Origin of the sequence: Exiguobacterium sp. s161, from assembly GCF_018619045.1 — a bacterium.
Lineage (GTDB): Bacteria > Bacillota > Bacilli > Exiguobacteriales > Exiguobacteriaceae > Exiguobacterium_A > Exiguobacterium_A indicum.
In genome coordinates, this window is record NZ_JACSNH010000001.1 from 203,721 (window position 1) to 218,595 (window position 14,875).

A 14,875-nucleotide genomic window follows, 5' to 3' on the forward strand; every position below is an offset into this window, starting at 1 on the left:
CAATATGCTCGTTGAAGTTTCTGAGAGAGGCAGATCGGAAATAATAAAAGATGCTGAAATATGAAAAAGAAAACAGGCGACTGTCTGTCTTAACAGAGAATAGGTTCGGAGAACGGGAAAAAGGAAGTGTGAATCATGCTGTATACGATGACTTCGACATTACCGGCACAACATGGGGGACGCACGAAGTCGCTCCTCAGTCGAATCGCAATGATCGAAAAACACCTTGGCTATGCGACAACGATCCTTACAACCAACTATGATGCAGCATACGATCGTATCGTACAAATCTTTAGAGAAAAGAACATTTTAAGCGAGACGACGCAAATCGAGAATATCTACGAATGGCTCTCCGGAAATCGATTATATGAAGCTACGACACCGCTTGTGACTTCCCGGGGAATCGAAGGATTACGAGCTGTGCAGGTAGACACAGACACAGTCCGGTACTATGACGGGGACACATATGTCTTATACCGGAAGTACCATGAAGCGAGTGATCAGCTGTCATTTGAAGACTTCATGAGTCCTGCATCGAAGAAAAAAGTCGAGCGCTGGCAATATAACGATAACGGTCGATTGCATCGCAAGATTCGATACTCACCAAAAACGCATAAAAAAATTCATGAACAATTTTATGACCAAGAAGGTCATATCTACTGCGAAAAACATTATGAGGAACAAAAACGGAATAAATTGATTTCGATTCAAACCTACCAACTTGGACGTCCTGTCCATACCTTTCAGACTGAAAAGGATTTATTTCTCTACTACTTCAATCATCGTTTGACGGATGGAGATATCGTCTTCAACGATGCGCGACTTCTCGACTGGTCATTGCTCAACTGTCAGGTACGGACAAAAAATATTCTCGTGTTCCATAATTCTCATTTGGAATTAGATCAGCAACGAATCAAAAAATCTTACCAAACCGCTCTCAAAGGATCGGATCGTGTGGCAAAATATCTCGTCTTGACGACACATCAAAAAGACGAGATTCAAGCGCGTTTTCCGATACCGGATGATCAGTTCGCAGTCATTCCGCACTCGATCAAACCGGTCGAGATCGACCGGACGCATGTAGAGGATCAATTCTGTTTTATCGGACGCTTTGGAAAACAAAAGCAACTCGAGCACTTGCTCCGCAGTTACGCAATCTTCAAACGATCGGGACATCCGACGAAGCTTGCGCTGTATGGAGCGGATGAGGATGGACAACTAGCGTTGATGAAGCAGATGATGTATTTACTGAATATCGAGGAAGATGTTCTCATTCACGACTTCACATCGACACCGGACCAAGTATTCGCTGCGTCCCGTGCGTCGTTATTGACGAGTCGCTTTGAAGGATTCGGACTAACCGTCATGGAAAGCATTAATGTCGGCTGTCCTGTCATTGCTTACGACGTTCGGTACGGACCGCGTGAAATCATCGAAGATGGTCAAAATGGTTACCTCGTCCCTGAAGGAGACGTCACGGGATTCGCAGAAAAGATGGTCGAGATCGTCGAACGACCACTCCCACATGTGCGGACGAAACCTGGGTTATATGAAACACAAGGCATCGAAAATTACCGCAACCTGATGAACTGGCTGCATACTGAATGATCGAAGGAGCGAATGTCATGAAAAAACCAATCAAAAAAGCCATTATTCCAGCTGCGGGGCTCGGCACACGTTTTTTACCGGCAACAAAAGCCATGCCGAAAGAGATGTTACCAATCCTCGATAAACCGACGATTCAATATATCGTGGAAGAAGCCGCTGCCGCAGGAATCGAAGATATCATCATCGTGACCGGGAAACACAAGCGTGCGATCGAGGATCATTTTGATCATCAATATGAACTAGAAGCTGCACTTCAAGCGTCGGGAAAACTAGATTTACTCGAGAAAGTATGTGCCTCGACGAATCTCGCGAATATCTTTTATGTCCGCCAAAAAGAACAAAAAGGACTCGGTCATGCGATTTGGACGGCTCGTCAATTCATCGGCGACGAACCATTCGCCGTCTTGCTCGGTGATGATATCGTCGAATCGGAGACGCCGGCGATCCGGCAGTTGATGGACGCCTACGAAGAGACCGGTCAGTCCGTCATCGGTGTCCAAGAAGTCGAACCGAAAGAAACACATCGCTACGGAATCATCGATCCACTCGATAAAGAGGGACGACTTTACCCGGTCCGCCGATTCGTCGAGAAACCGGAGTCCGGGACAGCGCCTTCGAATTTTGCAATCATGGGTCGGTACGTCTTGACGTCAGATATCTTTGATTACTTGGAGAATCAATCAGAAGGCGCTGGGGGCGAGATTCAATTGACCGATGCGATCGAACGGTTGAATGCGGACCAAGCGGTCTATGCGTTTGATTTCGAGGGGAACCGTCATGATGTCGGTGAGAAACTCGGTTTCGTCAAGACGACGATTGAATATGCGATGAAGGATCCTGAAATGCATGAAGAATTAAAAGCGTTCCTGAAACGATTCCAGTGAATCAGACGTGTACGCCCGAGGGGGTGTACACGTTTTTTAATGGCTTCAAAAATTGTTATAGGTATATTACAAAAATAAAAAAACACTTTACTTCATTAGAGAAAAATAAAAGGAATTAAATGTAAGACAGATTGTAGAATATGAATAGATGAAAGGGGTGTTTGAATGGCAGAACAAACAGAAGTAATAGCAACCATTGTTATAGGGTTAGTTATGATCGCGATTCCTTCTCTTTTTGTATCTTATATTATTCGTAGTATCCGCCGTTATTTTTATTTAAGTAAGTTGATGAAGATTTGTGTTTACGAAGTACTGGACGACCGCAAAGTCGATCAAATGATTCGGACGTTCCGGAAATGGCGGAATTTCTTAAATTCACCGACGACCTGGAACTATGCACGACGTATCAATGAACAAGTCATGATGAGTCATCACGTTTCTTTTGCAAAGAAGCAGGCACTCTATCAGGAATTTTATCGATTAGGCGTTTCGGGAATTCAAGGACCACGTTCTGAAGCTCGTCCAATGACTGAAGGAAAGGGAGTATTCATCCATGGCGAAGGTTCATAATGGTTCGCAACATCTACAGCAATCGATTTCAACATACAAGCAAGAAAAACAAAAAGGAACGCTGCAGATCATACTCAGTCTTGTAGTTGCGTTTTTATTATTATTCCTGCAACCGTTAGTCGGTATCGTCGTGGGCATTATTCTTGTTGTCTACTTCTCGAAACGAAGTTCATCACGAGCGGGAATTTCAGCGGAAGAATATCGGATCCAGCTTCACGGTTTAAACGGTGAGAAGCGATTGACGAGTCAGTTAGCGAAGCTGCCTGAGAACTACGATATCTACACGAACGTGTTCATTGAATGGCAAGGTAAGCAAAGCGAACTGGATTCAGTCGTCGTTGGACCGACAGGCATCTATGTCGTTGAAATGAAGTCGATGCGTGGACGCGTTTACGGTGACGAAGCAGAAAAAAACTGGTATCTCGAAAAAACGGGACGTCAAGGCGGCGTATACGGTAAGGAGTTCTACAATCCGACGAAACAAGTAGGGACGCATGTCTACCGTTTAGCAAATAATTTACGTCCGGTAGTAAAAAATCTCTGGGTTCAAGGTGTCGTCTTATTCGATCATGAGACCGCTCTCGACGTGACAAGTCAAAAGACGATCGTTACGAATGACGTCAACCAGTTGCGCGCTTATATCGAAAAGCAACCACTGACAGTCGAGTCAAAAGATATTGCGCGTATCAAGTCCTATTTTGAGCAGGGAACAGCTTAAAAAATGGATAGATAACCGAAGGGAGAGATGGAACATGAAAAAAAGTTTAGTGATTGGGATCGTGAGTGCACTATGCCTTGGTGGAAGTAACGTTTCCGCAATCGTTTCGTTTCCAAATACGGCTGCTATCGCTTCAGCAGAGAAGCTGGTCATATCAGCAGATCAATCCCGTGTTTGGGCGATGGACGCAAATGAATTCGGAAGTAAAGCATTCGACGTAAAAACAGGTGCTAAAATACACACTTTAGAAGAAGACATGAAAGACTTCACCGTATCCGATGACGGGACTCGTCATGTTGCTTTAGTAGAAGATGGATTTGTTGTCTATGATGCTACGTTACAACCCATGCAATCGAAAGTACAGACGGTTTCTATCAATCAAGAAAAAGTAGAAAATTTTTCGTATGCAGTATTCGTTCCGAATTCACATACCGTCATTTTTTTGGCAGATGAATCAGATGAAGGTAAGTTAATTGGATATGATTTAGATAAGAAAGTCGTTACATTCGTTCGAGGAACGCAACAATTCGGAGAACTATTGACTTCGAAGCAATACGTATATGTTAAAGGAGAAGAAGCTGTTTACGTTTATACACACGACGGAAAGTTTATTCGTGAAATCCCTTCCGTAGATGACACGGTTTTAAATGACATAGATGTCACGCGTGACGATGTACTTGTCGTCGCAGAAGATGCGACAGCTGTTCATGTCTACGATGGAAAAAATGACTTTCAAACGGTCGCTCCACGTGGATTCGTAACAGCAATAGACCGAGGAGTCCAGTCTGTTGCGATCGATCCTTCTGGGTCATATGTTGCAACACTTGATGAAGATGAGCAGTTCCGCCTGTTTGATCGTTCGGGACGCCGCATTTTTACATCTCTCGATAAGAGAGATGATTTTACTAAGGGACCGATTGCAATGACGGATCAAGCCAATACGATCATGATCGGCTCAGAAGAGGGAACGAATCTTTACGACGGCAGTAAAGTTATGGAACGCACGACATCGATTCTGATCCCGAAAGTACATGCGGCGATTCAAGCCGGAAAGAAACAGACACTCCAACTATCGGTCCGACAATTCAATGGGAAGACGAAAACGATTCGGACAGGAGTCAACTGGTCGACGACATCAAAAACAATTAAAACCAAAAAAGGAATAATCTACGGCGTCAAACCGGGGAGCTATACGTTAAAAGCAACGTACGAAGGATTGTCCGTCACGTTAAAAGGAAAGGTGACGCAAGCACCGCTAGCAAGCTTATCCGACGTCGACTGGTTAAAGAGACACTGGTCGAGCATTGAAAAAAGCGGAACGTTCGAAGAGGCGTATCCATTTTCGACGCCATTTAATCAAATTCAAGGTGTTGAAGCAGCCATTGGTGTAAGAGAGAGCGTTTTTCATGGTCCAATGGTCCAAGGGGTAATATATACAAATAAGACTACAGCTGAACAGAAGTATTCGAATCGAATTAAAAATATGACTTTAATCCCTTCTATACTGAAACGTAATATTAATCAAACAGAAGTAATACATGCATTTGGTGATGCTTATAAACTGAATAAGTATAAATCGGCTGTACATTATTTATTTGATATTAATAAAAATCGAATTGATCGGTTTGATATTTTTTCGTATATAACCTACTATTCAGCTAGAATAAAAGTCGAGATTTATTATGATAAAAATAAAATTGTACGTATGATGTCTATCTCGCAGTTTTAATTAACTTTAACTGGACATCGTGACTTTTTATTTGAAGCTTGTTCCTAGTAATTAAAAAATGAAACCGAAACATTAGAAAGACCCGAATGTGTAATCCGCTTGGATCATACATTCGGGTCGTTTGCTTTTATAACAGATGACTTGCAATCCGAACGATGTTTCGTCCGGATCGTTTCGCTTGATAAAGCGCTTGATCTGATAGTTCCATCGAGTGCTGGACAGGAATGTCGCGCTTTCCGGAAGAGAGTCCGATTGATGTCGTGACGTGAATCGAAGAGCCGTCTAATAGACGGAACGTATGCCGTTCGACTTCCTGACGGATCCGTTCAGCGATGGTAGTCGCTTGTTCTGCCGTTAGATCGGTCAGGAGCACGATGAATTCTTCGCCACCCATCCGAGCGACTAAATCTTCTGGGCGTGTATTGCGCTCTAAAATTTTTGCGAACTGTTCCAACACGGCATCACCATTAGAGTGACCATATTGGTCATTCACTTGTTTGAACTGATCCAAATCAAGGATGATCAAGTGATAGGTCGAAGATTGACCAGCGAGTGTCTTGGCACGTAATTCCCATGCCCGCCGATTAGCAAGCCCCGTCAACGCATCATACTCCGCTAAATGTTGATAGACCTCGAGCTGTTTTCGGTGGCGTTGCTGCAGCGGCAACAGATAGAGGAATATACCGTACATCAATAACGTGAGACTTACGTGAAAGACGATCGTGGAAAGCGTTCGATCCGGTAGGAAGAACAAAATGGTACTTCCGATCAGAAGATGCAGCATACCTAAGCGTAGAGCGAGATATGTCTTTTTTTGTAGGAGTGAGGAGAGAATCACGATGCCCACTACTGAAAGGAGCGCTTGCTCGATATCTGCCTTCATTCCTGTATTCATTAAAGTGATGAGCGCTATACTGAAGAACGCTCTTTTTTCTCGATGATAAGCCAGTATAACAAAAGGAATGACTTGCCAGATCAATGCATATGATAAAAATAAGACGTCGATGACCAACAAGTAACTGCCAAACCAGAGAATCAGGATGACAGTGCCTGCGATTTCACTATTTCTATTACGAATCAGTTGGTATGTGGCTAAAAGGAGATACGTCAGGGCGAATATCATGGACCCTTGAATCATCCAGTTTTGAATCATATATAAGACATCCAATCTATACAAATAGTTTTCTAAAATATATAATTAAAAACAAGTAGTGTCAAATACTGTATATCAGTATTTGACATAATAGATTTCTATCGAGACAAAAAGGACCATTTTCCTCAGATTTTAGAGGGAAATGGTCCTTCATCTTCGAAGTAAAGCATATGCCAGATACTTGACAAGTGATGGGATTCACTGTCATTTTATAAGGTGGTATATGAAAGGGTTTAGAATTTATTGTAATTCAAATCGACGTTTGATTTCATGTGAAGGAATCCATTCTTTTGAGCGAGTGTCGCACTTTTTGTTCCTTGTACAGAAGAAATCGTCAATGTTTTGATGTCTTGAGATTGACTCAATTTTTGGAGGTCTGTCATCCGATCCTTTGACCACTGATCGTTGGCGACCGTTGAATAATTGAAGTTCTCCCACATGATGCCGTCGACATAAGGATACGTATGATATTTCAACGTTCCGAATCCCCAGTTTTGGATCAGTGATAGAGACGCATGTTTTGTTTTTAGTGATTTTAAGAAGTTTGTCATTCCTACCCGTTGTTGTTCAAGAACGGCAGGCTGGTCGGCATGTTCGTTATCGATGTTACCGACTGTATCGAGGAAAACGCCATCTAGTCCTTTTTGGACGATTTGTTTCTCGACTTCTTTCATTAAAACAGCTTGGTAGTGCTTCGATGTAATATCCGTTAAGTACGAATCCCATTCAGCGTAATGAATACGCTGACCATCGCGATGGAAAAAGTCTGACTCGACGAGTTGTCCCATCAAATCCGTATTCCAGTTGTCTGCTTCCATCGTGTTGATGTAGCCGTATACTTTTGTACCGTTTTGTTGGATCTGTTTAATTTGTGCAGCGGAATAAAAGACGGGTTCGATGATCATGACATCGTATTGTTGCATCTTTTTGATTTTCGCTGCTGACGGTGCGTCGTAGTAAACTTTGTACGACTTCGCATTGTCCAATGGATTGGATTTTTCTGCTTTTGCGTCTAGTGACGACATGAAGAGCACTCCTAATAAAAGAATGCACAAAATAGACGTCATGCGCTTGAGTGAGATAATACCCATGTTGATAGCCTCCTGATTAATTATCAGAGAGCGGCCGCGGCATTGCAGACTGGCGATCGGTATCCGTAGATCGACGACCCATGTCTTTGCGCCCTTACTTTTCAGTAAGTTTGCCCTTCTCGATATGAAATTGTAGTGTTCCAACGATACATTTCTTCCATCTTCATACCGATAAAAAACAAAAGGAGTGAATAAAATGATATATACTCAGCACCGGCAAGGCATCAAGTGGATTGAGATGATCGTTAGTATTCTTATTATCGGCACTTTAGACTATATGTTTAACCTTTCGATCTTAAAATGGACGATTGATCCGCTTATTTTTTATATTTTACTTTTTTCTCTCCGTTATGGACTCCTCGGAGCATTCGCGAGTTTTCTGTTTACGATGATTTATCACCTGAGTTCTCTCGCCTGGGCGGGAGAAGACGTCTTACTCTTCGTTTATGATCGTGGCGAATTGTCATGGATCATTTTGCACTTCTTAGTCGCGATTTCATGCGGCATGTTCAGTACTTCTTTCCAAGAACGTTATCTATCCTTACGCTTACGACAAGAGGAAGTGACAGAAGAGAACGAACGGTTGCGCGATACGCTCGAAAAATTGCGCGTTGCGCAAGAGGCAATGCGTAACAAAGTGCTTGAATCCAATCACACGTTGACGAACATTTACCGGATCGGAACAGAACTTGATCAATCCGTCGCGGACATCGTACGCGATAAGCTGTTGCAAATCTTACAGGATTCCTTCGATGCGAAGGAAATCGCGATCTATCACGTTGATGCGTCACGTCGTACGCTTCGTTTGCATATTCGTTTTGGTGATAAGGAACTGTTGCCGCAAACGATGTTCATCGATCCGGAACAAGGCATCTATCAACGGATGTTCCAGAAACAGGCGATTGCCATCCGGACAATAGATGAGACAGATGTCCCGTTACTGATTGCACCAATCCGTTATGACGGACGCATCCAGGAAGTCGTCGTCATTCAATCGATCGCCTTCGAACGTTTGACGAACTATGAGATGCACGTCATGCAATTGATCGTCGATTGGACAGGGTCGCGCATCGAGAAAGCGATGTTGATGGAATGGATTGAGACGCGTCATGAATTGATCGAAGGCACGCGCATCTTTAAACGAGAGCACTTCGAGGAGAAAGTGAAGTATCAAGAATATCGACGCGAGCATTATGGTCAGCCGTATAGCCTCGTACAGCTTGATATTCGCAATACACCGTTTTCTCTGATTGAACTGGAATTGATCTTGCGGCAATCGATGCGTGAAATCGACCTGATTGGTTTTGATGAAAACACTGAGCATCTTCAATTCTTATTACCCGGAACACCTCAAGAACATGCGAACCGATTCCTTGAACGAATCAAGGCTGTGTACGTTCAAAAAGGAGGGCGTGTCCAATGACGGCACTCCTGCTCATTCTTTATGTACTTCATCTTTTACTCATCGTATTGGCTTATCGTGTACTCGTCTTTCGATTGCCGGAGCAAGAGCGAGGGATCTTAACGTTCGTGTGCTTGTTCAGTGCCGTCCTACCACTTCTCGGTGAAGTACTAGGGGGACTGGCTTATCTGATTTCCCGTCGTTTTGCTTCTTCTGATACGTTACTGGATTACGATGAATATGTGCAGTTCGATGTGATGAATCTTGAAGGACTGCAGCAGCAAGCTGCAGACAATATGGAGATGGTTCCGATCAAGGAGGCATTGAACATGGATGCGAAACGCCGGAAACAGTCGATGATCCATTTAACGACATCGTCCTTGAAGGAGACCGGAAAGTATTTGCAATACGGACTTGATCATGATGACTCGGAAACCGTCCACTACGCAGCGACGGTCCGAAATTCCTTATTTGACCGTTATGAAGCAAATCTTCGGCTACGGGAACAACAACTCAATCCGGTAGACGTGACGACGTATCATCTGTTCATTCAGGAATGTAAAACCTTCCTCGACAGTGGTCTATTAGATGAAGGCGGTATCGGTCGACTCGATGAGCGACTTCACCTCGTGCTAGAACAAATGCGCGCTCTCTATCCGACGGATCTCGTCCGGATTGTAGCGGAAGCGGAAATGGCGATACGTCAAGGCGAAGAGGAAAAAGCGATTTCCTTCTACGAAGAGATGATTCAGATCCATCCGACGTTGCCAGACGGATATTTAGCGTTGATTCGTTATTACTTTCAACGGCAGGACTGGACTTCGATCGGTCCGGTGCTCCATCAGTTAAGAACAACAGTAGCAGAAGAGGATATTCCAGAAGAGCATCGCTTCATATTGGAACGTTTGGAAGGAGGAGACCAATGAATAAGAAACCTTATGGCTATCTCATTGGATTATTTGTCGTCTTATTCGTGACGATGGGCATCGTACAGCTGTTTCGTCTCGATTATCCACATCGACTGATTCCTTCTGAAAAAACGAAGGTCCGTTCATTCGAGACAGCAAACACGAAAACGACTGAAGCAAAAGGGGAGGCACTTCGTGTCTACTTGCTTCAAAACGATAGCGACCTGTCAAAAGGCGCAATCGAAAATTTCTCGTACGCATTGAAATATGCGAAGATCGATCACCAACGGATTCGTACGTCAGACATCAAGACGCTTCAACCGAGTGACCGGACAGTGCTTGTCTTATCCGGTGAACATACGAAGGAATGGCCGTACGAGACCATTCGGAAATTCGTCCAACAAGGCGGTCGCTTGTACATCGCCGGTCGATTCATTGATCCGAAATGGGGCGACTTAGTAGGGGTAGAACGCTTTGGTGATTTTAAAGAGGACGTCAACGGGATGACATTCAAAAAAGATTTATTTCCCGGGTATATCGATTTACCGAAGACTTCTACTTTGTTTGTCCATAGTATTGCGGATGTGACGTTAAAAGATGCCGACGTCAAAATCGAGGCTGATGGGAATCCGATCTTATGGACCCATGAATACGGAAAAGGAGAGGTCTTGTTCTGGAATACTTCTTCGTTACTCGAAAAAAACTCGCGTGGTCTACTCGTCCAGTCCCTGTCATTACTGTTTCCGACATTCGTCAGTCAGCAAGTCGCTGTAAAGCTAGCGCACTTCGATGATTTCCCGGCACCCGTACCAGATGCCTCCAATCCAGCGATTCAGAAAAACTATGATTTGACCGTTAAAGATTTCTTTGCAGAAGTCTGGTGGAAAGACATGCAACGGGTCGCGAAGGAACAGGATGTCATTTATTCCGGATTCATCATCGGAAGCTACAAGAATGCGATTTATGATACGGAAAAACAATTGATTGAAAACATTCGTTTTCCGATGCTGAACTTCGGACGCGGATTATTGAAGATGGGTGGAGAACTTGGTTTACATGGATATAACCACCAACCACTCATCATTAACGGGGAAACGATGGATCCGAGTCTCGGATATATCACTTGGGAGAACCGTAAGCAGATGATGAAAGGTATCGAAGAAGTGAAAACGGCACATCAGTATTTCTTCCCGAACGAGCAATTGCGCAGCTATGTACCACCTTCGAACATCATTGGTCCGACCGGTTTATCCGTCTTAAATGAAGCATTTCCGGATGGATTAATTATCGCGTCTCTTTATATTGGAGACCCATCAAAAGGAAGTTACATTCAGGAGTTCGAACCAGATTCGACCTATAAGAATCTCTATAATTTCCCACGGATCACAAGCGGATATAATGAATCGCCTGAAGACATGTTTGTCTTAGCAGATGCGGTCGCGAACTTCGGACTTGTCTCGCACTTCATCCACCCGGATGACGTCCTTGATGAACGACGCTCAAAAGGGCAAGGATGGCCGACGATGGAACGTTCGATAGAAAAGATGTTCAAAACGATCCATACGGATTATCCGTATCTCGAGAGCATGACACAGTACGATGGCTACAAAAAAATGAAGTTGTATCAAGAATCGAAAATCGATGTTCGTTATTCTAAAACAGCGATTGAGATTTCCGGTAGTCAAATGCTCCTTCCTTCGAAGATGGTCGTTCGTGTCAATGAAGGAAAACTAGCGACCGGGTCCTTCGCGTACGGGCAAGTGCGAAAACTTGGAGATGCGGACGATTTATACGAAGTAGAACTCAAGAAGAACTTCGCGCGCATACCGGTACTGGAGGGATCCCAATGAAGATTGGTTTAGTGTTAGAAGGGAGTTACCCTTATGTCAGTGGTGGCGTCGCTAGTTGGGCACATATGCTGATTCAACAAATGACAGAGCATGAGTTCGAGCTGATCACGATCACACCTACACGCATGACGGAAGCAGAGTTTCGTTACACGCTTCCCGCGAACGTCGTTGGTGTGACGAACCTTCCACTCGATCAAACTCATGAGACGCGTCCGCTAAAACAGACGTTGACGCCGGAGCAGGAAGAGGATATCAAACGATGGATGCGATTCCAAGCGACGAACACGTCGATTTTCCCACTCTTCGGTCAGGCGATCGGAACATCGACGCAATTTTTCTCAAGTCGTCTCTTTTTTGATCTCGTCAAGACGAGTTACCGAGAAGAACGACAAGCTGGCTCCTTCATCGATTATTTATGGATGTGGCGTAGCATGTATGCGCCTGTTCTGGAACTGCTCCAAGCCGACTTACCGACCGTCGATTTGATCCATTCCGCGTCGACGGGATATGCGGGACTCGTCGCAGCGGCGATCAAACAACGCCAACACGTTCCGTTCGTCTTAACGGAACACGGGATCTACTCCCGTGAACGAGAAGAGGAGCTCGTCCAAGCGATGTGGATTCCACAAGAATACCGCATGCACTGGGTGCAGTTCTTCCATCACTTATCACGCGAAGCCTACGCTGGGGCGGACAATATCATCACGCTCTTTGACCGAAACGGTGAATTACAGCGTGAACTTGGAGCACCTGCCGAAAAAATTCGCGTCATCCCGAATGGAATTGATGCGACAGGACTTGCTGCGTTAGGACATACTCCAAAGCAAGATGTACTTCGGATCGGCGCAATCGTCCGCATTGTTCCAATCAAGGACATCAAGACGATGATCCATGCCGCGAAGGTTTTACAGGAAATGCACGTTCCATTTGAAATGACGATCATGGGTCCGCTTGAAGAGGATCCGGAATACGCCCGTGAATGCCAAGAACAAATCGATCTCTTTGAACTATCAGAGAGTGTGAAACTCGTCGGAAAGGTCGATATCCGGAGCTATCTACCATCATTTGATGTCTGCTTGTTGACGAGTATTTCAGAAGGTCAACCACTGGCTGTCCTAGAAGGCATGGCTGCAGGGATACCGTGGGTCGTCACTGATGTCGGTGCATGTTCCGAGCTGATCAACGGACGTGAGGATGATCCTTACGGTCCGGCTGGATTCGTCGTGCCACCGGTCAATCCTCGCCGGATCGCAGAACGGTGTGCCTGGTTCCAGTCACATCCGGAAGAAGCGATTCGCTTTGGACGAAATGGGAAAGAACGCGCACTTGCGTATTACCAGACGCACCGCTTCATCTCGGAGTATCAAACATTGTATCAAGAGAGGGGGGTGACGTATGGCGGGCATCGGGTTTAAGCTTCAAAAATTGTTTCAAGAGGACTATTTCTCATCTCGGTTAAAGGCATATGCTTTCGCTGGACTCGTCACGTCCGGTCCATGGCTCATCGTCATCTTGACGATCGCTGTGACCCAGTGGCTGACGACGTTCCTGTCGATTGCTTCTTTTGAAGAACGGACGACCTTCAATCTAGTCGTCTCATACAGCTTCATTTTTTCACAAGTGTTGCTCGGTATTCAGCAACTCGTCGTCACGCGCTATTTGGCGGACTGTTTCTACGAGAAACGATATGAAGATTTGTTTCCTGCATTTCTAGGTATGACGAAGATGACGATGGCGTTAGGCAGTATCGCCTTTCTCATCTTCCTCAGCTTCTCAAAACTTCCGTTCTTGTTGAACGGGCTGATCTTCATATTGTTCATGACGATCAATTTGATCTGGGTGCATTTCCTATTCTTAAGTGCCGCGAAGTTCTATCAGGCTGTCGCATACAGCTTTTTGATTGGCGGTATCGTAGCTGTCGGATCGGTCTTACTGATTGATCGGTATCTGATGGAGTATGTAACGGGTATCGTGACACCAAGTCTTGCCTTAACGGCAGGTTTCACATTCGGCATGGTCATCACGTTATTCGGTCTATTCACCTCGATGTTGTTGACGTTCCCGCAACGCGGGACGAAAAATCAGTTTACCTACTTGAGTTATTTTGATTGTTACCCGGCGCTCTTTTGGACGAGTTTTCTCTACAATATCGGGGTGTGGGTCGGGAACTGGGTCATCTGGTTCTCTGACGGCGGTGCTGTTCATCTCGGGACATTCCGTTATCATCCGTTATACGATACGGCGATCTTCTTATCCTATTTGACGGTCATCCCGACGATGACGATCTTCGTCGTTTCCGTCGAGACGCGTTTCTATGAACGGTATCGCATCTTCTATGGATACGCGAACGAGGGCGGAACGCTGGATCAAGTTGAAAAAGCGCGGGACGCGATGTTACTCGTCTTACGACAGGAATTACAACGACTGTTTCGAAATCAAGGATTGTTTACGCTGTTCACCTTATTGTTCGCCTCGACGTTGCTCGGTTACCTCGCATTACCTGAAGCAACGATCAGCATTTTCCAAATGACGACGATCGGTGCGTTCTCGAATGCGATGGTTCTCGTCTTGACCCTCTTGTTACTGTATTTTGAAGATCAAAAAGGAGCGGCATGGATTTCATGCGTGTTCTTCTTCTCTAATGGGATTTTAGCCTTGTTGATCGCGCCGTTCGGTTTTTCCGGATACGGTCTCAGCTTCGCGATCGGATCGACCTTGACGTTTGCGTTTGCGCTCATGCGACTCATCCATTATGTCTCGGATATTGATTACCATACGTTTTGTCGGATGGTGTTACCGCCACGCTCGATGCGTTTTACACGATGGAGTGAACGATTGAATCGTTCGTGGATGTGAAGCGATTAAAGGTTCTTTTGAGTAGATCAATAGCATGTAGGCTAATTTGAAAAGGCGATCCATTTCCGAATTCGTATCGGAAGTGGATCGCCCTTTTTAATTGCAG

General features: G+C 44.8%; 12 protein-coding genes and 1 riboswitch. Of the genes, 10 read left to right on the forward strand and 2 right to left on the reverse strand.

Annotation, left to right across the window (positions count from 1 at the left end):
• Window positions 1–135 precede the first annotated feature (135 nt).
• The 5 genes from KNQ14_RS00955 (at window position 136) to KNQ14_RS00975 (ending at window position 5,509) form a co-directional block, all read left to right on the forward strand.
• A complete protein-coding gene (locus tag KNQ14_RS00955) occupies window positions 136–1,608 on the forward strand; it encodes a glycosyltransferase (protein ID WP_214859284.1) in 1,473 nt (490 codons plus the stop codon).
• Window positions 1,609–1,625: 17 nt separating this feature from the next.
• Window positions 1,626–2,492 carry a UTP--glucose-1-phosphate uridylyltransferase GalU gene (gene galU, locus KNQ14_RS00960; protein ID WP_214859291.1) on the forward strand — a complete coding sequence of 289 codons (867 nt, stop codon included), beginning with the start codon at window positions 1,626–1,628 and terminating at the stop codon, window positions 2,490–2,492.
• 165 nt (window positions 2,493–2,657) lie between these two features.
• Window positions 2,658–3,062 (forward strand): hypothetical protein, encoded by a 405-nt coding sequence (locus KNQ14_RS00965; protein ID WP_214859293.1) that lies wholly within the window; start codon window positions 2,658–2,660, stop codon window positions 3,060–3,062.
• Window positions 3,046–3,780 (forward strand): nuclease-related domain-containing protein, encoded by a 735-nt coding sequence (locus KNQ14_RS00970; RefSeq protein WP_214859295.1) that lies wholly within the window; start codon window positions 3,046–3,048, stop codon window positions 3,778–3,780. Before KNQ14_RS00965 ends, KNQ14_RS00970 begins: the two co-directional genes overlap by 17 nt.
• Window positions 3,740–5,509 (forward strand): WD40 repeat domain-containing protein, encoded by a 1,770-nt coding sequence (locus tag KNQ14_RS00975; protein WP_214859296.1) that lies wholly within the window; start codon window positions 3,740–3,742, stop codon window positions 5,507–5,509. Before KNQ14_RS00970 ends, KNQ14_RS00975 begins: the two co-directional genes overlap by 41 nt.
• Window positions 5,510–5,636: 127 nt before the next feature.
• Here KNQ14_RS00975 and KNQ14_RS00980 read toward each other — a convergent pair whose 3' ends face one another.
• Both KNQ14_RS00980 and KNQ14_RS00985 read right to left on the reverse strand, forming a co-directional pair.
• Window positions 5,637–6,662: a GGDEF domain-containing protein gene (locus KNQ14_RS00980; RefSeq protein WP_214859297.1), complete on the reverse strand. Its 1,026-nt coding sequence runs from the start codon at window positions 6,660–6,662 to the stop codon at window positions 5,637–5,639.
• Window positions 6,663–6,895: 233 nt separating this feature from the next.
• Complete coding sequence (locus KNQ14_RS00985) at window positions 6,896–7,687, reverse strand: glycoside hydrolase family 191 protein (RefSeq protein ID WP_235147602.1); 792 nt, start codon at window positions 7,685–7,687, stop codon at window positions 6,896–6,898.
• Between the two features lie 106 nt (window positions 7,688–7,793).
• A riboswitch (cyclic di-GMP riboswitch) is annotated at window positions 7,794–7,878 on the reverse strand.
• Between the two features lie 71 nt (window positions 7,879–7,949).
• On the opposite strand from KNQ14_RS00985, the gene KNQ14_RS00990 reads away from it, so the two are divergent.
• Genes KNQ14_RS00990 through pelG form a run of 5 tightly spaced genes read left to right on the forward strand, consistent with a single transcriptional unit; the run spans window position 7,950 to window position 14,769 of the window.
• Complete coding sequence (locus KNQ14_RS00990; protein WP_023469427.1) at window positions 7,950–9,176, forward strand: GAF domain-containing protein; 1,227 nt, start codon at window positions 7,950–7,952, stop codon at window positions 9,174–9,176.
• Window positions 9,173–10,081 (forward strand): hypothetical protein, encoded by a 909-nt coding sequence (locus tag KNQ14_RS00995; protein ID WP_214859299.1) that lies wholly within the window; start codon window positions 9,173–9,175, stop codon window positions 10,079–10,081. Before KNQ14_RS00990 ends, KNQ14_RS00995 begins: the two co-directional genes overlap by 4 nt.
• Window positions 10,078–11,913 (forward strand): DUF2194 domain-containing protein, encoded by a 1,836-nt coding sequence (locus KNQ14_RS01000; RefSeq protein ID WP_023469425.1) that lies wholly within the window; start codon window positions 10,078–10,080, stop codon window positions 11,911–11,913. The genes KNQ14_RS00995 and KNQ14_RS01000 overlap by 4 nt, the downstream gene beginning before the upstream one ends.
• Window positions 11,910–13,328 (forward strand): GT4 family glycosyltransferase PelF, encoded by a 1,419-nt coding sequence (pelF, locus tag KNQ14_RS01005; protein WP_023469424.1) that lies wholly within the window; start codon window positions 11,910–11,912, stop codon window positions 13,326–13,328. The genes KNQ14_RS01000 and pelF overlap by 4 nt, the downstream gene beginning before the upstream one ends.
• Window positions 13,309–14,769: an exopolysaccharide Pel transporter PelG gene (gene pelG, locus KNQ14_RS01010; protein ID WP_214859300.1), complete on the forward strand. Its 1,461-nt coding sequence runs from the start codon at window positions 13,309–13,311 to the stop codon at window positions 14,767–14,769. Before pelF ends, pelG begins: the two co-directional genes overlap by 20 nt.
• Window positions 14,770–14,875 lie beyond the last annotated feature (106 nt).

Excerpts from the sequence above, each read along its gene's own strand:
- pelG (WP_214859300.1), top strand. The coding sequence starts at position 13,309 with ATGGCGGGCATCGGGTTTAAGCTTCAAAAATTGTTTCAAGAGGACTAT.
- KNQ14_RS00995 (WP_214859299.1), top strand. The coding sequence starts at position 9,173 with ATGACGGCACTCCTGCTCATTCTTTATGTACTTCATCTTTTACTCATC.
- KNQ14_RS00970 (WP_214859295.1), top strand. The coding sequence starts at position 3,046 with ATGGCGAAGGTTCATAATGGTTCGCAACATCTACAGCAATCGATTTCA.
- KNQ14_RS01000 (WP_023469425.1), top strand. The coding sequence starts at position 10,078 with ATGAATAAGAAACCTTATGGCTATCTCATTGGATTATTTGTCGTCTTA.
- KNQ14_RS00980 (WP_214859297.1), bottom strand. The coding sequence starts at position 6,662 with ATGATTCAAAACTGGATGATTCAAGGGTCCATGATATTCGCCCTGACG.
- KNQ14_RS00990 (WP_023469427.1), top strand. The coding sequence starts at position 7,950 with ATGATATATACTCAGCACCGGCAAGGCATCAAGTGGATTGAGATGATC.
- KNQ14_RS00965 (WP_214859293.1), top strand. The coding sequence starts at position 2,658 with ATGGCAGAACAAACAGAAGTAATAGCAACCATTGTTATAGGGTTAGTT.
- KNQ14_RS00955 (WP_214859284.1), top strand. The coding sequence starts at position 136 with ATGCTGTATACGATGACTTCGACATTACCGGCACAACATGGGGGACGC.
- pelF (WP_023469424.1), top strand. The coding sequence starts at position 11,910 with ATGAAGATTGGTTTAGTGTTAGAAGGGAGTTACCCTTATGTCAGTGGT.
- KNQ14_RS00985 (WP_235147602.1), bottom strand. The coding sequence starts at position 7,687 with ATGTCGTCACTAGACGCAAAAGCAGAAAAATCCAATCCATTGGACAAT.
- galU (WP_214859291.1), top strand. The coding sequence starts at position 1,626 with ATGAAAAAACCAATCAAAAAAGCCATTATTCCAGCTGCGGGGCTCGGC.